This is a genomic window from Pseudomonas bubulae (assembly GCF_900618535.1).
Lineage (GTDB): Bacteria > Pseudomonadota > Gammaproteobacteria > Pseudomonadales > Pseudomonadaceae > Aquipseudomonas > Aquipseudomonas bubulae.
This window is the reverse complement of record NZ_UYJA01000008.1, coordinates 1-26,571: the sequence shown is the minus strand read 5'-3', so window position 1 is coordinate 26,571 and position 26,571 is coordinate 1. Positions and strand designations below refer to the sequence as shown.

The window sequence follows — 26,571 nt, the reverse complement described above, 5'->3', positions numbered from 1 at the left end:
GGTAAGCATGGAAAGCATGAGTTGGGACAAGTTGCTGAATAACACCCGTCTTGGCGGTCGTCCTCCTAAATCTGAGCTAGGCCGTTCACCTTTCCACTCAGACCACGACAAGGTTATTTTCTCCGGAGCTTTCAGACGCCTTGCCAGAAAGACTCAGGTTCATCCTCTTGCCACTAATGACCACGTTCATAACCGTCTCACACACAGCTTGGAAGTGGCTTGTGTAGGCCGTACCCTGGGGGTGAGAGTAGGCCAAGAACTTCTGAATGAAAGACTTATTCCTGAGCAACATTCAGCTTCTGATATTGGTGATATTGTCCAGACTGCTTGTCTCGCTCATGACATTGGCAACCCTCCCTTTGGGCATACAGGTGAAGAAGCTATTCGTCACTGGTTCACCAATGATGTTGGGGCGAAGATAATAGAACAATTGCCTTTTAATGAAGCTACTGATTTACGTAGATTTGAAGGCAATGCACAAGGGTTTAGGGTTTTAACGACCTCGGAATATCATCCCTATGAAGGGGGGATGCGTCTTACTTATGCGTCGCTTGGCGCTTTCATTAAGTATCCTTGGCTTGCTGGTGATGCTGTTAATGGGCAAAGACCTATTCAGAACAAATATGGTATTTACTGTTCTGAATTGGGTTTGTTCAATGAAGTGGCGGACGCTACTGGCTTGTTAAAGCTGGGTGATGGTTGGCGGTGTCGCCATCCACTGGCTAACTTGATGGAAGTGTCTGATGATTTTTGCTACGCCATTCTTGATTTAGAGGATGGTGTAGAGATGGGTATCCTTGAGTGGGATAAGGTCTTTGAAATACTGTGCCTTGTCCTTGATGATCACCAGAAGAATCAGTTGGTCAAAGAAATTCAAGGCATGAAGGTTGGCCGTAGGCTCTCTATGATTCGTGGGAAAGTTATTTCAGCTTTTGTAGATGCTGGAGCGACTGCTTTCATGAATAACCATAATGAAATCATGACTGGCAAGGTTCTAGGTATTTTAGAACTTTGTGATAAGAATGTCCGTGAGTGTGTAGCCGCCGCCAAAGGTCTTGCTCGCGATGAAATCTTCCAGCATCCCAGGAAGGTTGAGTTAGAAATAGGGGCTTATAGCACTATATCTACGCTGCTAAACGTTAGCTGCTCTGCTGCTTTGGAATATGTCAGAAAGGGCGGTGTAGCTGATTCGAAGACGAGAAGGGTGGTAGAGCTTCTTGGGCTGGACTTGAATAATTTAGACGCCAGTGGGGGTGTTTCCAAGGAGTACGGTGCAATGATGCAGGTTCTGGATTACGTGAGTGGCATGACCGATAACTATGCCATGCACTTGGCTCGACAGTTTAATGGTATGGGCGGGGAGCGTTGAGCCTGCGTGTACATAATAGCCAGCTGTTTTATTATGTGATTGCAAATGTGCTTCTCATTGAAAAGGCCACCTAAGTGGCCTTTTGTATCACAATTCAGCTTTTAATTTGTCGAATTCATTTTTTATTTCACGAAGCATTAACTTGCGTCCCTCATTTGCTTTGGAGTTTCCAATAATGGCAGAGATGGAAAATCCAACGGCAGTAAGGGCTGTTCCTACTACATAGCCAAACCATCCTTTGGCAATGTATACGCTAAGGGCAGTAACTGCGAGTCCGGCGGCGACAACAATTTTGTTGCCGTTATAGGTTTTGAATTCCCCGTGCTCGTAATACGTTTGCGTAACTGCAAGTGAGGCCAGGCTAAAAAAGGTGCCTACGCCCGGCAATGCAAACATTATAAAGTCTTGAAAAGTAAAAGTTTCTCTTTCGCTAATATACCCGAGTGTGTAAATCTCTCCATTCGGGGTCACTTGATAGGCGACGGGTTCACCACTTTTAAAAGCCATTAGAATTTTTTTGCCAACAGGAGCATGTAAACTCTCGTCAATGAGGATCGCTGGCAGCAAGTCACCGTTCTGAAACTCAAGCAATGCCTCAAGCTTGACATGAGTTCCTATATTGTTACTGACTGAAACGTTGTTGCCTTGCTTAGTGGTTGTAACTGAGCCGCTTGTGTGGGAGGTGACTGTTTTGTCCCTTAAAATGACTGCTGCACAATCGAACGCGGGCCTTCTACTCATGGCTATTCCTTAGCTTGCTAACAATAAAAACGGCTAACTCAAAAAATTAAGCGGGAGGCTGGCATAATGCCATTATTTGATGAGGGCCAGGAACTTATCAAATTTCCAAAGCCTGATCAAGCGGCTGTAGAGGCTTCATTCTTTTATGCGTTCGTTAGAGGCTAACAGGATAGGGTTTCTCTGCTGCGCCAGAGGCGTAGAGCAGGTGACTTATAGGCAGGCGATGGCTAGTGTCTTTGTTTTGCTGGTGATGCAAACAACCGTAAATCCCTAGTCAGTTCGAACGGGCTGTTCGAAGGGTGGTGTATCGGCTCTATAATTGTCCTGACAAAAACCGAGGTTATTCCTAAGTGGTACAATTTCGTCTTCTTGTTCTTATATATTCTTATTTGTAACTAGTTGGCTGTTGACCCTGTAATAAGGTCGTTTTTGGCTGCGGAGCCTAAATACAGTTCGCTCGGTAGCCGCCGAACCGGTGCTTCTTGTCACCCAGGGAGCGGCCGACGCAACTGACTTCGAGGGAGTGGGTGAGGCGGGTGTGGATATGGTCGTTGCTGTTGACCGGATGGACCTGTGTTTTGCGCCCCAGCAGCTTCTCGTTTCAGAACGGATGACGCAAGTGGAGGCATGATCAGGAGCGCCATCTGTGGTAGCGGGCTTGCTCACGATGCAGGCAGCGCGGTGTTTCAGTCAAACCGCGTCGATGCCATCGCGAGCAAGCCCGCTCCCACAGAAGGAGGGGGGAGGCTTTCTGTTCAGGGCTTGCGCGAGGCCTGGATCACCATCTTGATCAGTGGTATCAAGCCAGTGGTCAAGCTGATCCAGCGTGACGTGCCCCCGGTGTTTTTGCTTTTGGCGCCTCTGCCGGTCAGGAACCCGAGCAGGGTGACAATCCCCACACCCCACAAGGGTGCATGCTTGATCCCCAGGGTTTCCTGCCAGTTGCTGGTCATCCCGCGCATTTTTTGCAGGGGTTGCAGCAGTTGTTGCGACTCATGACGAATCTCCTGCCGGTGCATTTCCATGCGCAGGCGGATCAAGGTTTTGCGCAACTCCTGGCGTGAAGCATTTTTCGGCAATTCAGGCAGGCTCATGGCAACAAACGCTCGCGGTCTTTGGCCAGCTCTTCAAGCGTGGCATTGAAAGGAGAGGATTCATCGAATATCGCTGCGTTGAGGCGCAGCCCGCAGAACACCGCGGCCAGCGTATAAAACACACAAAGCCCGATAATGCCGGGGATGCGGTAGCTGTCCCAGAGCAGGATCATCACCAGCGCCGACAGTCCGATCAGCAGCAACAGCGCGAACACCAGTGCCAGCCCGGCAAACAACAACAGGCTGACGGTGCGTGCCTTCTGCTCTTGCAGTTCGATGCCCAGCAATTCGACATGGCTGTGCAACAGACCCAGGAATGCGGCACCCAAGCGCCGCGGTGAGGAACGGGGGGAACCGGATTCGTCTGTCATATCAGCGCCGGGTTGCCAGCAGGCCCAGAACAAAGCCGATACCGGCCGCGATGCCCACAGACTGCCAAGGGTTAGCCTGCACATAATCTTCGGTGGCCACCACAGCCGCCTGACTGCGGTCTTTCAACGATTCCTTGGTTTCTTCCAGGGTTGCGCGAGCCTTGAACAGGCTGTCCTTTATCTGGGCGCGCAGTTCTTCAGCCTGGTCACCGGCCAGGGACGCGGTGTGTTCCAGCAGCTTTTCGGCATCGAGTACCAGCGTCTGGAAATCGGCCATCAGGATTTCTTGAGCATTCTTTGCTGTTTTACGGGCCATGATTCACTCCATTAGTGGCTTGATAATCGTTCGAGTGTAGGCCTTCGGTGAAGGTTCACTCGTTTCCTTGGCATTGCTTGCGCGGTTGGATGGGCAATGCCAGAGATGTCTTTTGTGTACAGAGGCAAAACCTTACCTTAAATCAGTCGTTTTCGCGGGGGATTGCAGCTTCCCGCGCGTCTTCGCTTTCAAAACAGCCTTCGAGCAGGTGATAGCGGTCATGGCGTACCTGGTCGACCCGGCGTTGCACGATTTTTTCTGACAGGCCCAGCAAAATCAAGGCATGGGAGGCGAGCATCAGGCTCGACTCGAGCAATTCCGGTACCACTTCAGTTGCCCCGGCGGCCTTCAGCTCGGTGAGCTGGCTGTCATCGCGGGTCCTGACCAGGATAGGCACTTCGAGGGTAATCAGCCGGGCTTCCTTGAGTACGCTCATGGCCACCTCGGTGTTGTCCACGGCAATCACCAGCAGTCGCGCACGATCCAGGCCTACAGCGCGCAGCAGATCACCCCGGCGGGCGTCGCCGTAGTGCACGCAGCTGTCCGCTTTAGCTGCTTCCTCAATGCGATCGGGGTCGTAGTCCAGCGCGACAAAGTCCTTGTGTTCGCTGCGCAGGAAACGGCCAATGGACTGGCCCACGCGGCCATAGCCGCACATCACCACGTGCCCGTGCAGTTCGGCGTTTTGGCTGGCGATTTCTTCCAGCTCCGCCTCTTCATAGGATTGCCGGTGCAGGCTGGCTGCGATAAGTGGCGCGGCGCGCAGCAGCAGGGGTGTCAGCAGCATCGAGCAGAACGTGGCGGCCAGCAGATAGGCAGCCATATCCGCCGGGATCAGCGAGTTGCTCTGCATCTGCGCCATCAGGGCAAAGCAGAACTCACCGCCCTGGGCCAGGGCCAGGCCACTGCGCCAGGCGGTTTCTCCGTCGCTGCCACGCAACTTGACCAGAATCGCGACCACGGCACCCTTGATCAGCATCAGGACCAGGGTCAGGCCTAAAATCAGGAAACCGTGGTGAATGAAAAGCTGCAGGTCGATCAGCATGCCGATGCTGACGAAAAACAGACCCAGCAGAATGTCCCGGAAAGGTCGGATATCGGCTTCAATCTGGTGTCGATAGTGGCTTTCACCCAGTAGCATGCCGGCCAGGAAGGCGCCGAGCGCAGGGGACAGGCCCAGCAGGTGGGTGAGCCAGGCGGTGAGCAGCACGATCACCAGCGCCAGCAACACAAACAGCTCTGCCGAGCGCGACGCGGCCACCTCGTGGAACAGGCGCGGCAGCAGGAAGCGACTGGCAAACAGCAGCCCCAGAAACAGGATCACAGTCTTGCCCAAGGTAACCGGCAAGGCCCAATACCAGGCCTGGTCGCTGCTGCCGGCGAACACCGGCACCAGGGTCAGCAACAGTACCGCGACCACGTCCTGAAACAGCAGTACGCCAATGGCATTCTGACCGTGACGGCTGAAGATTTCCCCCAGGCTAGTCAGCTCTTTACTTACGATCGCCGTGGATGACAGGGCGAGTCCGGCACCGAGCAGGAACGCGCCGTTAAGGCTCATGCCAAAGGCATACAGCAGGCCGCCCAGCGCCACTGCCGAACACAGCACTTGCAGGCTGCCCAGGCCAAATACCACCCGACGCAGCTTGAGCATCTTGGGCAGCGAGAACTCCAGCCCCAGGGAAAACAGCAAAAACACCACTCCAAGCTCTGCCAGGTCAGGCAGGTCGGGGCTGTCATTGATCCAGTCGAGGGCGGTGGGACCTACAAACAGGCCGACACACAGGTAACCCAGCACCGGCGGCAGCTTCAGGCGCCGGAACAGGGCAATGACCACCAGTGACGAGGCAAGGATAATTAACAGATTGGCAAACACGAAAGGCTTCCTTGGCAGGTCGGGAAAAAGGTCGCGAGCATCCGGCAAATACGAAGGTCTGTCGCTGATGTGGGTCAAGCGTAGTCGCAAGCAGGGGAATAGAGCGATTGTATTGGCAAATCAGGCATACGGCTGCGGGTACCTGCTACGGGTCGACGTCACCGGGCCAGGCTCTTAAGATAAACACTTTATTTCTAAGGTCGTTATTTATGCCTCCCGAATGCCAATTGTTCGGCACCTTGGGTTGTCACCTGTGTGAACTGGCCGAAGCGGTTTTAATGCCCTTGGTCGAGCATGGGTTGATGGTCGAGCTGGTCGATATTGCTGACAGCGACTCGTTGTTTGAAAGCTACGGCTTGCGTATTCCGGTATTGCGCCGGGTCGATACGGGCCAGGAGTTGGGCTGGCCGTTTGATACTGCGCAGGTGGTCAATTTTCTTGGATAAACCTGCATAATCACCGGCTGCATTTTCCGCTCGAGACCCTTTATGTCGTCCCAGCCTTTCATCGCCGCTGAGCATCAAGCCAGTACCTTGCACCTGCCGCCAGGCAGATGGTTGACGGTGCTCGACTGCCTGAGTGAACACTTCAGTGCCATCAGCCGCGAACAGTGGCTTGACCGTATCGCCCGTGGCCGGGTGCTGGATGCCGACGGTGCGCCTATCAGCCCGCAGCTGGCGTACCGGGAAGGCCTGCGCATTCATTACTTTCGCGAAGTGCCCAACGAAACGCCCATTCCGGTGCAGGAAACCATCCTGTATGCCGATGAGCATCTGGTGGTGGCGGACAAACCGCACTTCCTGCCGGTGACCCCGGGCGGTGAGTATGTCGAGCAAACACTGCTGCGGCGCTTGATCCGCACCCTGGGCAACCCCCATCTGGTGCCCCTGCACCGTATCGACCGGCACACGGCGGGCCTCGTGCTGTTTTCTGCCAATCCGGACACTCGTTCGGCGTATCAGTCGTTGTTTCCCACGCGCAAGATCGACAAACGCTATGAGGCCATTGCTCGCGCATTGCCTGAACTTGAGCTGCCGCTGGTGCATAAAAGCCGCCTGGTGGAGGGCGAGCCTTTTTTCCGCATGAAAGAAGGGCCGGGCGTCAGCAATACCGAGACCCTGGTCGACGTTTGTGAGAAAAACGGTGAGTTGTGGCGTTATGCGTTGTACCCCGTCACCGGGAAAAAGCATCAGTTGCGGGTGCATATGGCGGCGCTGGGGGCAGGGATATGCAATGACCCGTTCTACCCGGACGTGATCAGGGACGCTGTCGATGACTATGCCGAGCCGCTGAAACTGCTGGCCCAGAGTTTGCGCTTTGTTGATCCGCTCACGGGAGAAGCGCGCTTTTTCGAGAGCAGGATTCATCTGGACTGGTAAAACAAAACCCGCACTAGGCGGGTTTTGTTTTAAGACCAGAGAGCGGTATTACAGCTCTTTAACGGTACGAATCTGGTCTTTGTTGATGCGGGTTTCTTTACCGTCCAGTTGCTTGAACTGGTAGAAGCCTGAGTCGTCATCGTATTTTGGTGCGTCGACAGTCTGGATTTCGCGACCGTCGTTCAGGGTGATCACCGAAGGCGAGGAGCAGCCGGCAAGGGCGGCCATGCCAGCAGCGAGCATCAGGGCGGCGAGAGTCCGGTGAGTCATTGTGTATCTCCAACAAGTGAATGTGCTGTTAATGATTACTGTCCTTGAGACGTATACATCGTCTGCAAGTTCCATTGCTAGCCCCAGGCAGACACTGGCGCGGATTATTTCAGCCAGTCCGGGGTATTGAAATTGGCCAGCCGCGGGTCATTTTCGGCGCATTGCCAGGCCCGTGCATTGAGCTGGAGCATGATTTTGCGCGGGCTGCGTTCACCTGCCTGCCAGGCTGCCTCGAATGCATCTTTCAGGGCTGTGGGGATCACGCACAACAGCGGTTCCCAGTGCTCCCCGTGGCGCACCATCAGCGGCTGATCGGGATGTTGAGCGGCAGCGCCCAGCAGGGCATCGAGCAACCCGCGGTCGATTTTCGGTACATCGCAGGGCAACACCAGCAAGTGTGAGTGGCGGGCCACGGCCAGCCCGGCGCGGATCCCCGCCAACGGCCCGGCAAAGTCATCATTGCCATCACTGACCAGTTGATCGGCCAGGCGGGTGTACTGTTCGTGGTTGCGATTGCAGGAAATGATCAGGTCATCGGTCAGCGGGCGGGTGACGCGCTGGGCATACGCGATCAGCGGCTGACCCTGCCATCTCACCAGCCCCTTGTCCTGACCGCCCATGCGCTGGCCACGGCCACCTGCCAGCAGCAAGATGGAGCATTGAAACCGGTTCATATGGCACTCCGCGCAACCAGGCAAAAGAAGCGCTGTGATATAACACCGGGCTGTTTCTCCTACAACTGGACCTCGTCTATGAAAGCCAAGGTTGATGCACCTTTCGTACCTTTGAATATCGCCGTTCTTACCGTCAGTGACACTCGAACTCTGGAAACGGACACTTCGGGTCAGGTTTTTGTCGATCGCCTGCGTGATGCCGGGCACAACCTGGCGGCACGGGTGTTGCTCAAGGATGACCTGTATAAAATCCGCGCCCAGGTCGCCACCTGGATCGCCGACGATGGGGTGCAGGTGGTGCTGATTACCGGCGGCACAGGTTTTACTGCACGGGACAGCACGCCAGAAGCCGTCAGTTGTCTGCTGGACAAGCAAGTAGATGGCTTTGGTGAACTGTTCCGCCAGATCTCCGTGGCCGATATCGGCACTTCGACCGTGCAGTCCCGGGCTCTTGCCGGCTTGGCCAACGGTACGCTGGTGTGCTGCCTGCCGGGTTCGACCAACGCTGTACGCACCGGTTGGGACGGGATATTGGCCGAGCAACTGGATTCCCGTCATCGCCCCTGCAACTTCGTCGCCCACTTGAAGCAGGCACCGGCCTGTGAAACCCGTGGATAAGCCGGGCCGAACTGGCGCGCTGATGCCCGTCGAGGTGGCACTTGAGCGTTTGCTGGCACTGGCTGAGTCGGCGCCGATCCTTGACACCGAATCGGTTCCGGTGGGCGCAGGGGATGGCCGCGTACTGGCCCACGACTTGATTGCAAGCCTTGATCTTCCCCCTTGGCCCAACAGTGCAATGGACGGTTATGCGTTGAACCTGGGCGACTGGTCCGGGGAACCGCTAACCGTTAGCCAGCGAATTTTTGCCGGTACTGCCCCGGAGCCACTGGCGCCAGGCACCTGTGCACGCATTTTTACTGGTGCCCCGGTACCTGCGGGCGCGGACTGCGTCGAAATGCAGGAAAATGCTGTGGTGCAGGCCGACGGACGAGTGGTATTTACCCATGCCTTGCGTGCAGGTCAGAACATTCGTCCTAAAGGGCAGGAAACCACCATTGGTGAGGTAGTCCTTACTGCGGGGACGCGCTTGGGGCCGATCGAGCAGGGGCTGGCAGCATCCCTGGGCTGCGCCGAGCTGCGAGTGATGCGACGGGTCAAGGTGGCGGTGTTATCCACTGGCGATGAACTGATCGAGCCCGGGCAGCCGTTAGGCCCGGGGCAAATCTACAACAGCAACCGCATAGTGCTGTGCAGCTGGTTGGCGCGCATGGGTTGTGAAGTGGTCGATGGGGGGATTCTGCCTGATGACTTGCCCGCAACCCGCCAACGCTTGGGTGAGTTGGGAACGGTTGACCTGATTTTATCCACCGGCGGAGTGTCGGTCGGTGAGGCAGACTTTTTGGGCATTGCGTTGCGCGAAGAGGGCGAGCTGGCGCTGTGGAAGTTGGCAATCAAGCCGGGCAAACCCCTGACCTGCGGGCATTTTCGCGGTGTGCCGGTGATCGGCCTGCCAGGTAACCCTGCCTCGACTCTGGTGACGTTCGCGTTGCTGGCACGGCCTTATCTGCTGCGCCTGCAAGGCGTGCAGGCTGTCGAACCGCTGAAGTTCCAGGTGCCTGCAGGATTTGTCTGGCCCAAGCCGGGCAATCGTCGCGAGTACCTGCGCGGGCGTTTGGAGCAAGGGCGTGCGGTGATTTACAAAAACCAGAGTTCAGGCGTGTTGCGCAGCGCGGCATGGGCTGAAGGGCTGGTGGAAGTCCTTGAGGATTGCACCCTGGCCGAAGGCGACCGGGTGGGGTTTATCCCGTTGAGTGAAGTGCTGGGCTAGCACTGTTGCGTCACCCGTGGGGGCGGGCTTGCTCGCGATTGCGGGTGATCGCCATCGCGAGCAAGCCCGCTCCCACAATGATCTCAGACAGGCGCGCGCCCATAGATATCAGTCAGGCGCACGATGTCGTCTTCGCCCACATACTCGCCGCTTTGCACTTCGATCATGACCAGTTCAGCCTCCCCGGTGTTGCCCAGCCGGTGTGGGCTGCCGGGTTTGATAAAGGTGGACTCGTTGGTTTCGAGGGTGAAGTCCAGGCCATCATTGTTCACTTCGGCCCTGCCACTGACCACGATCCAGTGTTCGCTGCGCCGTTGGTGCACCTGCAGGGACAGCGCGGCTCCGGGCTTGACCACGATGCGTTTGATCTTGAACCCCGGACCTTCCTCCAGCACGGTGTAGGTGCCCCACGGGCGGGTCACAGTGCGGTGCAGGCGATAGGCGTCGTGGCCCTGGAGTCTGAGTGTTCGGGCGATGTGCCTGACGTCCTGGCTGCGTCGGGCGTCGGCCACGAGCAGAGCATCCGGCGTATCGATAATGATCAGGTCGTTTAGTCCGACCCCGCCCACCAACCGTTTCGGCGAATCGATGTAGCAGTTGTGTACATCGTGCAGTACGTTTTCGCCAGTACACTGGTTGCCATTGGCGTCGGCCGGGGTCAGCTCGCGCACCGCCTGCCATGAGCCTATGTCACTCCAGCCCAGCTGGCAGGGCACCACGGCAACTTTTTGCGAGCGCTCCATCACGGCGTAGTCTATGGAGATATCGGGCACCAGGGCGAAACTCTGGCTGTCCAGTTCGAGGTGGCGTTGTTGTTTGCCCTCAAACATCTGGCTGTGATCAAGGCAGTGGGTCACGGCATCCAGTACCAGAGGCGCATGGGCCCTGAATTCTTGCAGTACGCTGTCGGCGCGCATGCAGAACATGCCGCTGTTCCACAGATGCAGGCCGCCGTCGAGGTAGCCCTGGGCCGTTTTGGTGTCCGGTTTTTCAACAAACTGCGCCACTTCAAAGCCATCCTGGTTCAGCTTCTGGCCTTTTTCTATATAACCAAAGCCGATTTCGGCCCGGGTTGGCAGTATGCCAAAGGTCACCAGCCAGCCCTCGTCGGCCAGTTTGCGGGCGTTGTCGACGGCCCGGCCGAAGGCGGCAATATCGGTGATCAGATGGTCGGCGGGGAGCACCAGCAACTGCGTATCACCGCCGTAGCGCTGCGCAATCTGCAAGGCGGCTGCGGCAATCGCCGGGGCAGTATTGCGGCCAAATGGCTCGAGGATAAAGTCCAGCTCGATGTCGTCCATGTTCTGTGCGCGGTAATCATCAAGCGTGCGAAAAAACACCTCCCTGTTGGTTACGGTCAGCAACGGGCCAGCGTCACGCAGGCCGGATGCGCGGGCAAAGGTCTTTTGCAGCAGGCTCTGACCATCGGGCAGGCACATAAAGGGCTTGGGCATGGCCTCGCGCGACACTGGCCATAGCCGGGTGCCAGCGCCACCGGCGATGATGCAGGGAACCAGTGTGCTCATACAGAACGCCTCTAGAATCATTGGACAACTTACAGGTGTTGAAGTCTGACCGGTTCTGCGCTTTTGATCGAGCCGTGAAGGTTAAATCACGGGTGCATGGGCCTTTTCGGTCTGGCTGTTGTCCAAGCAATCAGACCGTTATGTCGAGGGATGGAATATGAGTGCAGGTAAGGCTTTTTTGATTTTGCACGGCAAGCAGGCGCTCAACGAAGACGTGCGCGCTGCCGTTGAGCAGCAGCGGGCGGCGGGGTGGGAACTGGCGGTGCGGCTGACCTGGGAGGCCGGGGATGCGCAGCGTCTGGTACGCGAGGCGCTGGAGGGCGGCTACACCCGGCTGATTGCCGGTGGCGGCGATGGCACTTTGCGTGATATTTGCGAGGCGATGGCACTGGCCGATACCGAGGCCAGCCTGGTGCTGTTGCCGTTGGGCACCGCCAATGACTTTGCCCGGGCGGCCGGTGTGTCCCTGGAGCCCGCTCAAGCCCTGGCCTTGCTCGATGTGCCAGCCTGTCCCATCGATCTGGGTGAAGTCGACGGCCAGTTGTTTTTGAACATGGCCACCGGTGGCTTTGGTAGCCAGGTCACCGCCAATACCTCCGAAGACCTGAAAAAGGTCCTGGGCGGCGCTGCCTATCTGTTTACCGGGCTGTCGCGCTTTACTGAGCTGCACGCGGCCTATGCCGAGCTACAGGGGCCGGACTTTCACTGGCAAGGCGAGTTGCTGGCGCTGGGCATCGGCAACGGTCGTCAGGCCGGGGGCGGGCAAGTCCTGTGCCCTGAGGCGCTGGTCGATGATGGCATGCTGGATATCAGCATTTTGCCTGCACCCACGGAAATCGTCGGCACGCTCAAAAGCCTGATGACCGAAGGCTGGGGGCTGGATAACCTGTTTGTCCGCGCGCGTTTGCCCTGGGTCGAGATCAAGGCCGCCGAAGGGCTGGCGATCAACCTCGATGGTGAGCCGCTTGCGGGCGATGCGATGCGCTTTGCCGTGCGCAAGGGCGCTTTGAAGGTCCACTTGCCCCAGGGGTCGCCTTTGCTGGGCCAGTCAGAACTGCGGGTTAGTTGATAGCTAAACGATATCAAGGTCCTGGGAATCCGGCCGATAAGGTCAGGCATCAAGTACCTACCCCAGGAGTTACTCATGGCCGGCATTCTCGACACGGTAGACCAGCGCACTCAACTGGTCGGTGAAAACCGACTGGAACTTCTCATGTTTCGTCTGGCCGGCAGGCAGTTGTTCGCGATCAACGTGTTCAAGGTGCAAGAAGTCCTGCAATTGCCAAAACTGACCTTGATGCCGCACCGCCATCCCCATGTGTGCGGCGTGGTCAACCTGCGCGGTAAAACCCTGCCGGTGATCGACCTGTCCCAGGCCATCGGCATGCGTGCGCTGGTGCCGGGCCCGGACAGCACCATTATCGTCACCGAGTACAACCGCTCGGTGCAGGCCTTCCTGGTGGGTGGGGTTGACCGTATCGTCAATATGAACTGGGAGGCCATCCTGCCTCCGCCCGCCAGTGCCGGGCGCAGTCATTACCTGACGGCCATCAGTAAGGTCGAGGAGCAATTGGTCGAGATCATCGACGTGGAAAAAGTTCTTGCCGAAATCGTGCCGTACAACGCCAAAGTCTCGCGCGAGAAGCTTGCCGATCCGATCTTCGAGCAAGTGCGCGGGCGTGAAGTGCTGCTGGTCGACGATTCCAGTGTAGCGCTGGCGCAACTGCGTGAAACGCTTTCGCAACTGGGGGTCAAGATGCATATTGCCAGCGATGGTTTGAAGGCGCTGAACATGCTCAAGGGCTGGGCCGATACCGGGCAGGTAATGACCGACAAGTTGCTGATGATCTTCACCGATGCCGAAATGCCGGAAATGGACGGTTACCGGTTGACCACTGAAATCCGTAATGACCCGCGTTTGCGCGCGCTGTATGTGGTGTTGCATACCTCGTTGTCCGGCAGCTTTAACGAGTCGATGGTGAAAAAGGTCGGGTGCGACAATTTTCTGTCCAAATTCCAGCCGGACAAGCTGGTGGATGTCGTACGTCAGCGCCTGATACTGGACCAACAACCTGCTTGAAGTCCCGCACCTTTGCATCAGTGATCGGCTCGTATACTGTGGCTTTTTTAACCCCGCAGGGAGCTGAGTCATGCTGCGTCTAAGCGCGCTTTATCGTTTTCCACTTAAATCCGGCAAGGGTGAAAGCTTGCCTCTGGCCACGCTGGACAAGCTGGGGCTGGTGGGCGATCGACGCTGGATGTTGGTGGATGAAGCCAGCGGGCGGTTTCTGACCCAGCGTGCCGACCCCAAAATGAGTCAGCTGTCTGCGCTGTGGAATGGCGCCGGTGGCTTGACCTTGAATGCCGAAGGGTTCGAGGCACTGGAGCTCGCAGTGCCGGATGCCGACACCGACCTGCGTGGCGTGACGATATGGCGCGACACCTTGCGTGTACCGGATGCAGGGGATGCTGCTGCTGACTGGCTAAGCCGCTTTGTAGAAAAGCCGGTGCGGCTGGTGCATGTGCCACTGCAAAGGGCGCGCACCACGGAGTCGGGCTACGGCCGGGATGATGACCAGGTTGCGTTCGCCGATGGTTATCCGCTTTTGCTGATTGGCCAGGCATCGCTGGATGATATTTCGCACAAGATCGGCCGGCCGATGGACATGCTGCGCTTTCGCCCCAACCTGGTGATCGAAGGCAGCGAAGCCTTTGCCGAAGACGGCTGGAAGCGTATCCGCATCGGCGATGTCGAGTTCCGCGTGGTCAAGTCCTGCTCGCGCTGCATCCTCACTACTGTTGATCCGCATACAGGGGTGCGTGATGAACAGCGCGAACCGCTGGCGACCCTGATGACCTACCGCAAGCAGGAAAACGGCACCATGTTCGGTCAGAACCTGGTTAACGAGGGTAATGGCGTTCTGGAAGTCGGCATGCCGGTAACAATCCTGGAGTAGCCAAGCCCTGTAGCAGCTGCCTCGTTCCTTCGGCAGCTGCTACAGGCTACCTGTCACTGATCATCAAAATAGCGCTCATGCCAGTCCACTACAGGCTGTGGCGCATTGAGCTTTTGCCCGTAGATCACCGAATAAGACAACACGTTCTGCACGTACTGGCGGGTTTCGTCGAACGGGATGCTCTCGATCCACACGTCGAAGCCCAGGTGGTTGGCACCCTTGAGCCACTGGCGCACACGTCCCGGCCCGGCGTTGTAAGCCGCTGAAGCCAGCACCCGGTTGCCGTTGAACTGGCCATGCACCTGGCTCAGGTAAGCAGCACCCAGCTGGATGTTCTTGTCGGGGTTAAGCACTTGCTGCGGCGAGGCCAGCGGGATGCTGAATTTTCGTGCGGTCTCTTTGGCGGTGGCGGGCATCAACTGCATCAGGCCGCTGGCGCCAACGCCGGAGCGGGCGTCATCCATAAAGGCACTTTCCTGACGGGTGATGGCGAATACCCAGCTGGAGTGCAAGCCGCGGAGTTTGGCTTCGCGCACCAGAGTATCGCGGTGGGCCATCGGGAAGCGAATGTCCAGGTCATCCCAGTACTGGGCCTGGCTGATGGTGCGGATAGCCGGGAAATACCACTTGAGGTCGTAAGCCAGCTTGGCCTGGGCGACCATTTCGTCACGGCTGAACAGGCGACTGACGTAATACCACTCACGACGACCATCGACCACCTGGCCGCGGTCATGGAATTCAAGTGCGCGCTGCACGCCTGGCGTATTGCGCACTTTTTTGATCAGTTGCGGGCTGAGCACCAGCGGCCGGTTGTTGAGTTGATAAGGGGTTTGCGCCCGGTCAGCGGCCAGGAACCCGTAGAAATCACGTTCGTTGGCGACTTTTTTGAACAGGACCTGAGCTTGCGGGTTTTTGGGTTCGGCCAGTTCAAGGCTGCGGGCCTGCCAGTAGCGCCAGCGGCTGGTGGTTGCCAAGTCTTGTGGGAGTTTGCGGGTGAGCTGGTAGGCATCTTCCCAGCGGCCCAGACGCAGCAGCAGACGCAGGCGCCACTCGGTGACGGTATTGTCCCGCAGTTCGGGGTCGTACTGGGTCATGATGTCCAGGCCGCGGCTGTCGTAGCGGCGGGCGAACGTCAGGCCGATTTCCCGGGCGATGGCGACTTTTTCATCGCGGGAAAAATGCATGTTGGTGGCGTAGGTGTCGAGCAGGGACGCGGCTTTTTCCGGGTCCTGACGTGCCAGGCGGCGCAGGCCCAGGCCTACGGCGTCAGACATGGCCTCGCTGGCCGGGGCAAAACGTGACGGCTGGCTGAGCATGTCGGGTTTTTGCGCCACGTCAATCATCAGCCGGGCTTGTGGGCCAAGCGTATTGAGGCCGTTGGCGAGTTGCGTGGCCAGGGCGTAATTACGTGCTTCAGCGGCCAGTTTGACCCGCTGCCAGCGTTTTTGCTCGGTCAGTTGGCCTGCCGCGGCCCATTGGCTGAACAGGGCATCGCAGGCGGCCGGTTGCGCCTTGCCGACCATCCAGAGTTTTTCTGCGCTGGCATAACCCTCGGCCTTGCGGTTGTGTTGCAACTCATATTGGCCGTTGAGGCAGTCCAGCTCGGTGAAGTTGAGCTTGGGGTCGTAGTACTTTGCGAAAGTGGCCCAGTCGCCACGGTCTGCCAGCCAGCGCAGCCAGCGCAGTTTCATCCAGTTGGCTTGCGGCAGGTCGCCATGTGCGGCGAGAAACTGTTCGATTTCTGTGTTGCTTGCGGACTTCAGGCGTGCGGTCAACTCGTCATAGGCCAGATACGGCGTAAGCGGGTAGCTGCGCAAGGCTGCGGAATTTTGAAAGTAAGGGCCGGAATCGCCTTTGGCCAAGGCGCGCTTGGCCTGGTCGTAGAGCTGGCGTTGTTGGGTCAGGTCTGCGCCATGGGCGGCTTGCACGGCGCAGCTGGTGAGAAGCAGGCAGGATAAAAAGTTGAAGAGACGACTGCGCATGAGGCTTCCGTACTGATAAAAAACGTGACGAGCGCAGGCCGAACCTGCACTGATTATTTCGTAGCTTAGCCTTTTGCCAGCGACGCGTGAACGTCTTGGCGGCCAACCATAGCAACTTGGCACTAAATGAAGGCAAGACGGCACCGTACAAGAAATACCCGGCCGCCCGGGGGTTCAAATCAGGTAGAATGCGCGCCCAGTTTTTGGAGAAGCTCATGACCCTGCTCAAATTCAGCGATGTGTCCCTTGCTTTCGGCTCTATGCCGTTGTTGGACAAGGTGTCCTGGCAGATCGCCCGTGGAGAGCGGGTGTGCATCATCGGCCGCAACGGTACCGGCAAGTCCAGCATGATGAAGCTGGTTAAAGGTGATCAAAAACCCGATGACGGCTCTGTTTGGCGCGCGCCCGGCCTCAAGATTGGCGAATTGCCGCAAGAGTTGCCGGTTGCCGACGAGCGGACTGTATTCGACGTTGTGGCCGAAGGCCTGGACGGTGTTGGCGAGTTACTGGCCCAGTACCATCACTTGAGCCAGAACATCGTCACCGATGCTGACCTGGACAAGCTGATGCACGTCCAGCAAGACCTCGAAGCCCGTGATGGCTGGCGCTTGCAGCAATTGGTGGACAGCACCCTGAGCCGCCTGCAATTGCCTGCCGACAAAACCCTGGCCGAATTGTCCGGCGGCTGGCGTCGTCGCGTCCTGCTTGCACAGGCTCTGGTTTCCGAACCGGATCTGCTGCTGCTCGACGAACCGACCAACCACCTGGATATCGGCGCAATCGCGTGGCTGGAAGAGGCCCTCAAGGACTTCCAGGGCGCGGTTCTGTTTATTACCCATGACCGTTCATTCCTGCAGAACCTGGCCACCCGGATTCTGGAGCTGGACCGTGGCGGCCTGATCGACTGGAATGGCGACTACGCCAGTTTCCTGGTGCACAAGGAAGCTACCCTGGCCGCGGAAGAAACCGCCAATGCGCTGTTCGACAAGCGTCTGGCTCAGGAAGAAGTCTGGATCCGCCAGGGCATCAAGGCCCGCCGCACCCGTAACGAAGGCCGCGTGCGCGCCCTGAAAGAACTGCGCGTAGAGCGCAGCGAACGTCGCGAGCGTACCGGCAAGGCGAATATCCAGCTGGACACGGCAGACAAGTCCGGCAAGCAAGTGATGGTGCTGGAAAACGTCAGCTTTGCTCACCCGGGTGGTCCGTTCCTGCTCAAGGACTTCTCGATGGTGCTGCAGCGCGGCGACCGTATCGGTCTGCTGGGTGCCAACGGTACCGGTAAAACCACGCTGCTCAAGCTGATGCTGGGCGGCCTGGTGCCAACTGAAGGTACGGTTGAAGAGGGCACGCGTATCGACGTGGCTTACTTCGATCAGCTGCGCCATCAGCTGGATCTGGAAAAAACCGTGATCGACAACGTGGCCGAAGGCCGCGACTTTATCGATATCGACGGCCAGAGCCGTCACGTGCTCAGCTACCTGGGTGACTTCCTGTTCAGCCCTCAGCGTGCCCGCACGCCGGTCAAGGCGCTGTCGGGTGGTGAGCGTGCGCGTCTGTTGCTGGCCAAGCTGTTCAGCAAGCCGGCCAACCTGCTGGTGCTCGATGAGCCGACCAACGACCTCGACGTTGAAACCCTGGAGCTGCTTGAGGAGGTGCTGCTGACCTTCAAGGGCACTGTGCTGATGGTCAGTCACGACCGGGCATTCCTCGATAACGTGGTGACCAGCACCCTGGTTTTCCAGGGCGAAGGCAAGGTTCGCGAGTACGTGGGCGGTTATCAGGACTGGCTGCGTCAGGGCGGTTCACCGCGCCTGCTGGGCGTGACCGAGAGCAAGTCGGGCAAAGCCGACCTCAACTCGGCCGTGGTCGAGGCTGCACCGGCACCTGTGGCTGCTCAGCCTGCTCCTGCGGCGAAAAAGAAACTCAGCTACAAGCTGCAGCGTGAGCTGGAAGCCCTGCCGGCCGATATCGACGCCAAGGAACAGGCCATTGCTGCGGTTGAAGCAGAAATGGCTGACGCTGGTTTCTATCAACTGCCTGCGGCCAAAACCGCGGAAGTGATTGCCAAGCTTGAAACATTGCAAGCCGAGCTTGAGCAGCTGGTTGAGCGCTGGGCCGAGCTGGATGCCTGATTGACCCCGTGCTGAACTGAAAAAGCCCGGCCCTTTTATAAGGGGCCGGGCTTTTTTGTGGTTGCTGCAGATAAACTCAGTCAGGTTTTTTCAGGCTGACCGCCAGCACGTCGCACGGTGCACCATGCAGTACGTCGTTGGCGGTCGAGCCCAGCAGCAGGGCGAGGCCGTGGCGGCCGTGGCTGCCAACCACGATCAGGTCGCAGTTTTGCGCTTTGGCCAGGGCATGGATTTCCTGGCGCGGCTGGCCGTAGTTCAGGTGGCAGTAGTCCTTGTGCAGCTGCGGGTATTTGGCGATCAGGCGTTCAAGGCGTTCCTTGGCCTGGTCGAATTGTTGCTGCTGCAGTTGCGAGAGATCCATTGGCACATCGCCGCCGAACGCCATCGCCATCGGTTCGACGATATGGATCAGTGACAATTTGGCGCCGTTGGCCTTGGCGCTTTCACTGGCGCGGTTGATCACGGGGTCACATTCGTCGGTCAGGTCGACGGCGACCAGGATATGTTCGTAGGGCATGTGGGGTGCTCCTGTAGATGGCGATTAATTATGAGTATGGCCCTTTTCCAGAGCCTTGGTTCAAGTCTGGGTCATGCGTTTATCAAGCAGTGAGAGTACAGATATGACGGTATGGATAGTGGTGTCAATCCTGGCACTGGTTCTGAGTCCCCTGGCGTGGTTGCGCCCGTCCCGGGGGCAAAGTGGTCGGATGGACCTGCGCATGGAGGCGCGGCGCATGGGGTTGTCCATGCAGCTGGCGCCTCAGGAGTGGCCGCACTGGCTTGAGCCGCAACCGCCCGGTTCCTGCGCGCAGTACCACCGTCCGCGCCGCAGTACTAAACCTGATGTTTGGTGCTATTGGCAATCGGCACCGGGAAAATGGCTCAATCGCTGGCAGGAAGAATGCGAGGACGAGCGCCTGCTGGCGCAGTTTCGCAAGCTGCCAGCCAATGTCTACAAGGTTGAGGCCGATAAACAAATGATTGTGCTGGTCTGGGGCGAGAAGGGCGAGGCTCAGGTGCTCAAGGCCATTGACGAGGTGCTCAAGGCGCTGGCATGACCCTTGTGGGGGCGGGCTTCCCGCGATGGAATCGGCGGGGTGTGGCAGACAAACCGCGGCGCCTGAATCGCGAGCAAGCCCGCTCCCACACTTTTCACCTGCAAGGCGCCGCAATGGTTTCGGGCGCTCATAGCGCAGGTGTCTAAACTGACTGCCGGGTCGTTTTGTCATCATTGTTTTGGACAATTGACAATCGATCGCTTTTCCGTGAAGGTGTCGACACCCAAATCAAACGGGCGTATGAATTGAGTGTTTGTCGTGTCGGACGATGCTTGTTCAATCCCGATTATCGCGTTGGCGGGTGTGCCTGGCGGATTGGCAACAGCATTGACGCAAAGGTCAGTGACAGCCAGACGCTAGCTTCTGACGTGTACTGTTCAGCTTCCATATCCTGGAGATCAGTTGATGATTTACGAAGGTAAAGCCATCACGGTTACGGCTCTTGAAAGTGGCATCGTCGAACTCAAGTTCGACCTCAAGGGTGAGTCCGTCAACAAGTTCAACCGTCTAACCCTGAACGAATTGCGTCAGGCAGTAGATGCGATCAAGGCAGATGCTTCGGTCAAGGGTGTCATCGTTTCCAGCGGTAAAGACGTGTTTATCGTCGGCGCCGACATCACCGAATTCGTTGAAAACTTCAAATTGCCGGATGCCGAGCTGATTGCCGGCAACCTGGAAGCCAACAGAATCTTCAGCGATTTCGAAGACCTCAACGTACCTACCGTCGCTGCCATCAATGGCATCGCGTTGGGCGGCGGTCTGGAAATGTGCCTGGCAGCCGACTTCCGGGTCATGGCTGACAGCGCCAAGATCGGCCTGCCGGAAGTCAAGCTGGGTATCTACCCGGGCTTTGGCGGCACCGTGCGTCTGCCACGCCTGATCGGCGTTGATAACGCGGTTGAATGGATTGCCTCCGGCAAGGAAAACCGCGCAGAAGACGCTCTGAAAGTAGGTGCCGTTGATGCTGTGGTCACCGCTGACAAGCTGGGCGCAGCTGCCCTGGACCTGATCAAGCGCGCCATCAGTGGTGAGCTGGACTACAAGGCCAAGCGTCAGCCGAAGCTGGAAAAGCTCAAGCTCAACGCAATCGAACAAATGATGGCGTTCGAAACCGCCAAAGGTTTCGTGGCTGGCCAGGCCGGCCCGAACTACCCGGCCCCGGTTGAAGCGATCAAGACCATCCAGAAAGCCGCGAACTTCGGTCGTGACAAGGCGCTGGAAGTGGAAGCTGCAGGTTTTGCCAAACTGGCCAAGACCTCCGCTTCAAACTGTCTGATCGGCCTGTTCCTGAACGATCAGGAACTGAAGAAAAAAGCCAAGATCTACGACAAAATCGCCAAAGACGTGAAGCAGGCCGCCGTTCTGGGTGCAGGCATCATGGGTGGCGGTATTGCCTATCAGTCGGCCTCCAAAGGCACGCCGATCCTGATGAAGGACATCAACGAACACGGCATCGAGCAAGGGCTGGCTGAAGCCGCCAAGTTGCTGGTGGGTCGCGTTGATAAAGGTCGCATGACTCCGGCGAAAATGGCCGAAGTACTGAACGGTATTCGTCCTACTCTGTCCTACGGCGATTTCGGCAACGTCGACCTGGTGGTCGAAGCGGTAGTCGAGAACCCGAAGGTCAAGCAAGCGGTACTGGCGGAAGTGGAAAACCATGTTCGCGAAGACGCCATCCTGGCTTCCAACACTTCGACCATTTCCATCAGCCTGCTGGCCAAGGCCCTCAAGCGTCCGGAAAATTTCGTCGGCATGCACTTCTTCAACCCGGTGCACATGATGCCGCTGGTTGAAGTGATTCGTGGCGAGAAGTCCAGCGACCTGGCTGTTGCCACCACCGTTGCCTACGCCAAGAAAATGGGCAAGAACCCGATCGTGGTCAACGACTGCCCGGGCTTTTTGGTCAACCGCGTATTGTTCCCGTACTTCGGCGGTTTTGCCCGTCTGGTCAGTGCCGGTGTCGACTTTGTGCGCATCGACAAAGTAATGGAAAAATTCGGCTGGCCAATGGGCCCGGCGTACCTGATGGACGTGGTCGGCATCGACACCGGCCACCACGGTCGCGACGTGATGGCTGAAGGCTTCCCGGATCGCATGAAAGACGACCGCCGCTCGGCGATCGACGCTCTGTACGAGGCCAAGCGCCTGGGTCAGAAAAACGGCAAAGGCTTCTATGCCTACGAGGCTGACAAAAAGGGCAAGCAGAAGAAAGTCGTTGATTCCAGCGTACTTGAAGTGCTCAAGCCAATTGTTTACGAGCAGCGCGACGTGACCGACGAGGACATCATCAACTGGATGATGATTCCGTTGTGTCTGGAAACCGTACGCTGCCTGGAAGACGGCATCGTTGAAACCGCAGCCGAGGCCGATATGGGTCTGGTCTACGGTATTGGCTTCCCGCTGTTCCGTGGCGGCGCACTGCGCTACATCGATTCGATCGGTGTTGCAGAGTTCGTGGCCCTGGCCGATCAGTACGCTGAACTGGGCGCGCTGTACCACCCGACTGCGAAGCTGCGTGAGATGGCCAAGAACGGCCAGAGCTTCTTCGGTTAAGCGCCCCATTAGAGTGAGAGTGAAATTATGAGCTTGAATCCTAGAGACGTGGTGATTGTAGACTTCGGTCGCACCCCGATGGGCCGCTCCAAGGGTGGCATGCACCGCAACACCCGTGCTGAAGACATGTCTGCGCACCTGATCAGCAAAGTGCTGGAGCGCAACAACAAGGTTGACCCGAGCGAAGTGGAAGACGTGATCTGGGGCTGTGTGAACCAGACCCTGGAGCAGGGCTGGAACATCGCGCGCATGGCGTCGCTGATGACCCAGATCCCGCACACCAGCGCTGCACAGACCGTAAGCCGCCTGTGCGGCTCGTCCATGAGCGCCCTGCACACGGCTGCGCAAGCGATCATGACCGGCAACGGTGACGTTTTCGTGGTTGGCGGCGTCGAGCATATGGGCCACGTGAGCATGATGCACGGCGTTGACCCTAACCCGCACATGTCGCTGTACGCAGCGAAAGCCTCGGGCATGATGGGTTTGACCGCTGAAATGCTGGGCAAGATGCACGGCATCACCCGCGAACAGCAGGACGCATTTGCAGTGCGCTCGCACCAGTTGGCGCACAAGGCGACGATTGAAGGCAAGTTCAAAGACGAAATCATCCCGATGCAGGGATATGACGAAAACGGCTTCCTGAAGATTTTCGACTACGATGAAACTATTCGTCCAGATACCACCCTGGAAAGCCTGGCGGCGTTGAAACCTGCTTTCAACCCTAAAGGCGGTACAGTGACTGCGGGCACGTCGTCGCAGATCACCGATGGTGCTTCGTGCATGATCGTGATGTCGGCTCAGCGTGCAAAAGACCTGGGCCTGGAGCCTTTGGCCGTTATCCGCTCCATGGCCGTTGCCGGTGTGGATCCTGCGATCATGGGCTATGGTCCAGTACCGGCTACGCAAAAAGCGTTGAAGCGTGCGGGCTTGAATATGGCTGATATCGACTTCATCGAGCTTAACGAAGCTTTCGCTGCACAGGCCCTGCCAGTGCTGAAAGATTTGAAAGTGCTCGACAAGATGAATGAGAAGGTTAACCTGCACGGCGGTGCCATCGCTCTGGGTCACCCGTTTGGATGTTCGGGCGCTCGTATCTCTGGCACTTTGCTCAATGTAATGAAGCAAAATGGCGGCACCTTCGGGTTGTCCACCATGTGCATTGGTCTTGGCCAGGGCATTTCCACCGTCTTCGAACGCGTCTAAGCGTTGCGATGATGGAAGCCGGGGCCTTGTGCCCCGGTTTTTGTTTTTAAGCGTTTTTATTTTTTTATTTTGCAGAGGGGCCGCAACATGCCGCTACAACCCGGGCTCTATCAACATTACAAAGGCCCTCAATATCGGGTATTCAGTGTGGCTCGCCACTCCGAAACCGAAGAGGATGTAGTGTTCTACCAAGCCCTGTATGGCGATTACGGCTTTTGGGTGCGCCCGCTGAGCATGTTCCTGGAGTCAGTCATTGTCGAGGGCGAACAGGTCCCGCGCTTTGCCCTGATTCAGGCCGAACCCAGCGTTTTTTCCCGGCCATAAGGCATGGTCGCGCAGAACCCTGTGCTTGACCTCACCTTGTAGCCACTATATATAGCGGTGCCGCGTCAGGCGCGAACCGCCTTTCACTTCTAGAATTCAGGAATTTTCTGATCCATGGGCAAATCGCTGGTCATTGTGGAATCCCCGGCTAAGGCCAAGACCATCAACAAGTACTTGGGTAACGAGTACGTGGTGAAGTCGAGTATCGGCCATATCCGAGACCTGCCCACCAGCGGTTCGGCTAGCGCCAGCAAAGAACCTGCTGCCAAGCGTGGTAAGGCTGCGGCCGGCGAGGCGCCGGCCCTGTCGCCAAAAGAGAAAGCTCAAAAGCAGCTGATCTCGCGCATGGGCGTCGATCCGGAACATGGCTGGAAAGCCAAGTACGAGATCCTCCCGGGCAAGGAAAAGGTCATCGAAGAGCTGCGCCGGCTCGCCAAGGATGCTGACACCATCTATCTCGCAACCGACTTGGATCGCGAGGGGGAAGCCATTGCCTGGCACCTGCGCGAAGCCATCGGGGGTGATGACAGCCGCTACAAGCGCGTGGTGTTCAACGAAATCACCAAAAAGGCGATTCAGGAAGCTTTTTCCAAGCCGGGTGAACTGGATATCAACCGGGTCAACGCTCAGCAGGCACGCCGTTTTCTCGACCGTGTAGTGGGTTACATGGTTTCGCCGCTGCTGTGGGCCAAGGTTGCCCGTGGCCTGTCGGCAGGCCGTGTGCAATCGGTGGCGGTGAAGCTGGTGGTGGAGCGTGAGCGCGAAATTCGTGCGTTCAACCCCGAAGAATACTGGGAAATTCACGCTGACCTTGGCACCGCCAAGGGTGCCAAGGTGCGCTTCGACGTTGCCCGCGAAAAAGGCGAGGCGTTCAAGCCGCTGAACGAAACCCAGGCCATGGCTGCCCTGGAGAAGCTCAAGGCTTCCAGCTACAGCATCGTCAAGCGTGAAGACAAACCGACCAGCAGCAAGCCGTCGGCGCCGTTTATCACGTCCACCCTGCAGCAGGCAGCGAGCAATCGCCTGGGCTACGGGGTGAAGAAAACCATGATGATGGCCCAGCGCTTGTATGAAGCGGGCTACATCACGTACATGCGTACCGACTCCACCAACCTGTCGGCCGATGCGGTCGAAATGGCACGCACCTACATTGAAGGCGAGTTCGGCGCGGACTACCTGCCGCCGGCAGCCAACGTGTACAGCAGCAAGGAAGGCGCACAGGAGGCTCACGAAGCGATTCGTCCTTCCGACGTCAACATGCACCCGAGCAAGCTGACGGGCATGGAGCGCGACGCTGAGCGCCTTTACGAGCTGATCTGGCGCCAATTCGTGGCATGCCAGATGCTGCCGGCCAAATACCTGTCGACCACCGTCACTGTGGCGGCCGGTGATTTTGAGCTGCGTGCCAAAGGTCGCATCCTCAAATTCGACGGTTACACCCGTGTGATGCCGCAAATTGCCAAGCCGGGCGACGACGATGTGCTGCCGGACATGGCCCAGGGCGATAAGCTCAAGTTGATCGAACTTGATCCGAGCCAGCACTTCACCAAGCCACCTGCGCGTTACTCCGAGGCCAGCCTGGTAAAAGAGATGGAAAAGCGTGGCATCGGTCGTCCTTCGACCTATGCGGCGATTATCTCGACCATTCAGGATCGTGGTTACGTGGCGTTGCATAACCGCCGTTTCTACTCCGAAAAAATGGGCGATATCGTTACCGAGCGCCTGTCTGAAAGCTTCTCCGACCTGATGGACTACGGTTTTACCGCCGGCATGGAAGAGAACCTCGATGACGTTGCGCAAGGTGAGCGCGACTGGAAAAACGTCCTGGACGAGTTCTACGGCGACTTCAAGAAGAAGCTTGAAGTTGCTGCTGCGCCGGAAGGTGGTATGCGCGCCAACCAGCCAGTCATGACAGATATTCCGTGCAAGGAATGTGGTCGTCCGATGCAGATTCGTACGGCATCGACCGGCGTATTCCTGGGTTGCTCGGGCTACAGTCTGCCGCCGAAAGAACGCTGCAAGGCCACGGTCAACCTGGTGCCGGGCGATGAAATTGCCGCCGACGACGAAGGTGAATCCGAGTCGCTGGTACTGCTGGGCAAGCACCGTTGCCCGATTTGCAGCACGGCCATGGACGCTTACCTGCTGGACGAGAAGCACAAACTGCATATCTGCGGTAACAACCCGGATTGCGTTGGCTACGAGATCGAGGAAGGCAACTACCGGATCAAGGGCTACGAAGGGCCGAGCCTTGAATGCGACAAGTGCGGCAGCGAGATGCAGCTCAAAACCGGTCGTTTCGGCAAGTTCTTCGGCTGTACCAATGCCGAATGCAAAAACACCCGCAAACTGCTGAAAAGCGGTGAAGCGGCGCCGCCGAAAATGGATCCGGTGAAGATGCCGGAGCTCAAGTGCGAGAAGGTCAACGACACGTATATCCTGCGTGACGGCGCTTCGGGGTTGTTCCTGGCGGCCAGCCAGTTCCCCAAGAACCGCGAGACCCGAGCGCCGCTGGTGATTGAAATCATTCCGCACAAGGACGAGATCGATCCCAAGTACCATTTCCTGTGTGAAGCACCGAAGAAAGACCCGGATGGTCGCCCGGCGGTGATTCGCTACAGTCGCAAAACCAAAGAGCAGTACGTACAGACCGAAGTGGATGGCAAGCCGACTGGCTGGCGTGCGTTCTACGATGGCAAGAGCTGGAAGGTTGAAGACAAGCGTAAAGACAAAGACGCCTGATCCGAGCTGATAGCTGAATAAAAAACCGCGCAAGGGCTGTATGCCTTGCGCGGTTAATGAGATGGTCACCCCCACACCCTGCGAGGGCTACGCTTTCGCAGGGTGTTTTATTTTCGGAGACCATCACCATGAGCGATTTAGCACTGGTCGGTATCGACCTCGGCAAACATACGTTC

At 57.6% G+C, this 26,571-nt stretch carries 24 protein-coding genes and 1 pseudogene; 14 read left to right on the top strand and 11 right to left on the bottom strand.

Features of this window, described 5'->3' with window-relative positions; genetic code table 11:
- The first annotated feature begins 16 nt into the window (after positions 1–16).
- The gene (locus tag PPTH39_RS22820; RefSeq protein ID WP_095019392.1) at positions 17–1,369 is read left to right on the top strand and encodes a deoxyguanosinetriphosphate triphosphohydrolase; all 1,353 of its coding nucleotides are present in this window, start codon (positions 17–19) and stop codon (positions 1,367–1,369) included.
- Between the two features lie 87 nt (positions 1,370–1,456).
- Here the strand turns inward: PPTH39_RS22820 and PPTH39_RS22815 are convergent, their stop codons facing one another.
- The 6 genes and pseudogenes from PPTH39_RS22815 to PPTH39_RS22795 all read right to left on the bottom strand — a co-directional run bounded on the left by PPTH39_RS22815 (position 1,457) and on the right by PPTH39_RS22795 (position 5,767).
- Positions 1,457–2,110 (bottom strand): hypothetical protein, encoded by a 654-nt coding sequence (locus PPTH39_RS22815; protein WP_095002231.1) that lies wholly within the window; start codon positions 2,108–2,110, stop codon positions 1,457–1,459.
- 487 nt (positions 2,111–2,597) lie between these two features.
- Positions 2,598–2,699, bottom strand: a pseudogene (locus PPTH39_RS23940) (hypothetical protein); the annotation flags it as partial.
- A 166-nt stretch (positions 2,700–2,865) separates the two neighbouring features.
- The gene (locus tag PPTH39_RS22810; RefSeq protein ID WP_095002230.1) at positions 2,866–3,204 is read right to left on the bottom strand and encodes a hypothetical protein; all 339 of its coding nucleotides are present in this window, start codon (positions 3,202–3,204) and stop codon (positions 2,866–2,868) included.
- Positions 3,201–3,575, bottom strand: a complete 375-nt coding sequence (locus PPTH39_RS22805) for a phage holin family protein (RefSeq protein WP_095002229.1) — start codon at positions 3,573–3,575, stop codon at positions 3,201–3,203. Before PPTH39_RS22805 ends, PPTH39_RS22810 begins: the two co-directional genes overlap by 4 nt.
- Before the next feature lies 1 nt (position 3,576).
- Entirely contained in the window at positions 3,577–3,891 is a 315-nt protein-coding gene (locus tag PPTH39_RS22800) for an ElaB/YgaM/YqjD family protein (RefSeq protein WP_095002228.1), read from the bottom strand.
- 142 nt (positions 3,892–4,033) lie between these two features.
- Positions 4,034–5,767 carry a cation:proton antiporter gene (locus PPTH39_RS22795; RefSeq protein ID WP_095002227.1) on the bottom strand — a complete coding sequence of 578 codons (1,734 nt, stop codon included), beginning with the start codon at positions 5,765–5,767 and terminating at the stop codon, positions 4,034–4,036.
- A gap of 209 nt (positions 5,768–5,976) precedes the next feature.
- Here PPTH39_RS22795 and PPTH39_RS22790 point away from each other — a divergent pair, with 209 nt between their 5' ends.
- Together PPTH39_RS22790 and PPTH39_RS22785 are read left to right on the top strand one after the other, a co-directional pair.
- Complete coding sequence (locus PPTH39_RS22790; protein WP_095002226.1) at positions 5,977–6,213, top strand: glutaredoxin family protein; 237 nt, start codon at positions 5,977–5,979, stop codon at positions 6,211–6,213.
- Between the two features lie 42 nt (positions 6,214–6,255).
- Complete coding sequence (locus tag PPTH39_RS22785; protein WP_095002225.1) at positions 6,256–7,146, top strand: pseudouridine synthase; 891 nt, start codon at positions 6,256–6,258, stop codon at positions 7,144–7,146.
- 48 nt (positions 7,147–7,194) lie between these two features.
- Here the strand turns inward: PPTH39_RS22785 and PPTH39_RS22780 are convergent, their stop codons facing one another.
- Together PPTH39_RS22780 and mobA are read right to left on the bottom strand one after the other, a co-directional pair.
- Entirely contained in the window at positions 7,195–7,416 is a 222-nt protein-coding gene (locus PPTH39_RS22780; protein ID WP_095002224.1) for a YgdI/YgdR family lipoprotein, read from the bottom strand.
- A gap of 104 nt (positions 7,417–7,520) precedes the next feature.
- Positions 7,521–8,090, bottom strand: coding sequence for a molybdenum cofactor guanylyltransferase MobA (mobA, locus tag PPTH39_RS22775; RefSeq protein ID WP_095023999.1), 570 nt, complete (start codon positions 8,088–8,090; stop codon positions 7,521–7,523).
- 78 nt (positions 8,091–8,168) lie between these two features.
- On the opposite strand from mobA, the gene moaB reads away from it, so the two are divergent.
- Positions 8,169–8,708: a molybdenum cofactor biosynthesis protein B gene (gene moaB, locus PPTH39_RS22770; protein ID WP_095002222.1), complete on the top strand. Its 540-nt coding sequence runs from the start codon at positions 8,169–8,171 to the stop codon at positions 8,706–8,708.
- Positions 8,692–9,918, top strand: a complete 1,227-nt coding sequence (locus PPTH39_RS22765; RefSeq protein WP_095020298.1) for a molybdopterin molybdotransferase MoeA — start codon at positions 8,692–8,694, stop codon at positions 9,916–9,918. The genes moaB and PPTH39_RS22765 overlap by 17 nt, the downstream gene beginning before the upstream one ends.
- 83 nt (positions 9,919–10,001) lie before the next feature.
- Here PPTH39_RS22765 and PPTH39_RS22760 read toward each other — a convergent pair whose 3' ends face one another.
- A complete protein-coding gene (locus tag PPTH39_RS22760; RefSeq protein ID WP_130872511.1) occupies positions 10,002–11,444 on the bottom strand; it encodes a mannose-1-phosphate guanylyltransferase/mannose-6-phosphate isomerase in 1,443 nt (480 codons plus the stop codon).
- A gap of 157 nt (positions 11,445–11,601) precedes the next feature.
- On the opposite strand from PPTH39_RS22760, the gene yegS reads away from it, so the two are divergent.
- The 3 genes from yegS (at position 11,602) to PPTH39_RS22745 (ending at position 14,401) form a co-directional block, all read left to right on the top strand.
- Positions 11,602–12,513, top strand: a complete 912-nt coding sequence (gene yegS / locus PPTH39_RS22755; protein WP_130872510.1) for a lipid kinase YegS — start codon at positions 11,602–11,604, stop codon at positions 12,511–12,513.
- 75 nt (positions 12,514–12,588) lie between these two features.
- Positions 12,589–13,524 carry a chemotaxis protein CheV gene (locus PPTH39_RS22750; protein WP_095019373.1) on the top strand — a complete coding sequence of 312 codons (936 nt, stop codon included), beginning with the start codon at positions 12,589–12,591 and terminating at the stop codon, positions 13,522–13,524.
- A 70-nt stretch (positions 13,525–13,594) separates the two neighbouring features.
- Positions 13,595–14,401 (top strand): MOSC domain-containing protein, encoded by an 807-nt coding sequence (locus tag PPTH39_RS22745; protein ID WP_130872509.1) that lies wholly within the window; start codon positions 13,595–13,597, stop codon positions 14,399–14,401.
- 53 nt (positions 14,402–14,454) lie between these two features.
- Here PPTH39_RS22745 and PPTH39_RS22740 read toward each other — a convergent pair whose 3' ends face one another.
- A complete protein-coding gene (locus PPTH39_RS22740; protein ID WP_095019371.1) occupies positions 14,455–16,383 on the bottom strand; it encodes a transglycosylase SLT domain-containing protein in 1,929 nt (642 codons plus the stop codon).
- Between the two features lie 215 nt (positions 16,384–16,598).
- Here PPTH39_RS22740 and PPTH39_RS22735 point away from each other — a divergent pair, with 215 nt between their 5' ends.
- A complete protein-coding gene (locus PPTH39_RS22735) occupies positions 16,599–18,515 on the top strand; it encodes an ATP-binding cassette domain-containing protein (protein ID WP_016780043.1) in 1,917 nt (638 codons plus the stop codon).
- Positions 18,516–18,591: 76 nt separating this feature from the next.
- Here the strand turns inward: PPTH39_RS22735 and PPTH39_RS22730 are convergent, their stop codons facing one another.
- A complete protein-coding gene (locus tag PPTH39_RS22730; protein ID WP_016780044.1) occupies positions 18,592–19,032 on the bottom strand; it encodes a universal stress protein in 441 nt (146 codons plus the stop codon).
- 103 nt (positions 19,033–19,135) lie between these two features.
- Here PPTH39_RS22730 and PPTH39_RS22725 point away from each other — a divergent pair, with 103 nt between their 5' ends.
- The 5 genes from PPTH39_RS22725 to topA all read left to right on the top strand — a co-directional run bounded on the left by PPTH39_RS22725 (position 19,136) and on the right by topA (position 26,395).
- A complete protein-coding gene (locus tag PPTH39_RS22725; RefSeq protein WP_088379313.1) occupies positions 19,136–19,573 on the top strand; it encodes a hypothetical protein in 438 nt (145 codons plus the stop codon).
- A gap of 405 nt (positions 19,574–19,978) precedes the next feature.
- On the top strand, positions 19,979–22,126 hold the full coding sequence (fadB, locus tag PPTH39_RS22715) for a fatty acid oxidation complex subunit alpha FadB (protein ID WP_095002215.1): 2,148 nt from the start codon (positions 19,979–19,981) through the stop codon (positions 22,124–22,126).
- A gap of 27 nt (positions 22,127–22,153) precedes the next feature.
- Positions 22,154–23,329: an acetyl-CoA C-acyltransferase FadA gene (gene fadA / locus PPTH39_RS22710; protein ID WP_095002214.1), complete on the top strand. Its 1,176-nt coding sequence runs from the start codon at positions 22,154–22,156 to the stop codon at positions 23,327–23,329.
- Positions 23,330–23,416: 87 nt separating this feature from the next.
- On the top strand, positions 23,417–23,653 hold the full coding sequence (locus PPTH39_RS22705; RefSeq protein WP_095002213.1) for a DUF1653 domain-containing protein: 237 nt from the start codon (positions 23,417–23,419) through the stop codon (positions 23,651–23,653).
- A 114-nt stretch (positions 23,654–23,767) separates the two neighbouring features.
- A complete protein-coding gene (gene topA / locus PPTH39_RS22700; protein WP_095019369.1) occupies positions 23,768–26,395 on the top strand; it encodes a type I DNA topoisomerase in 2,628 nt (875 codons plus the stop codon).
- Positions 26,396–26,571: the final 176 nt, after the last annotated feature.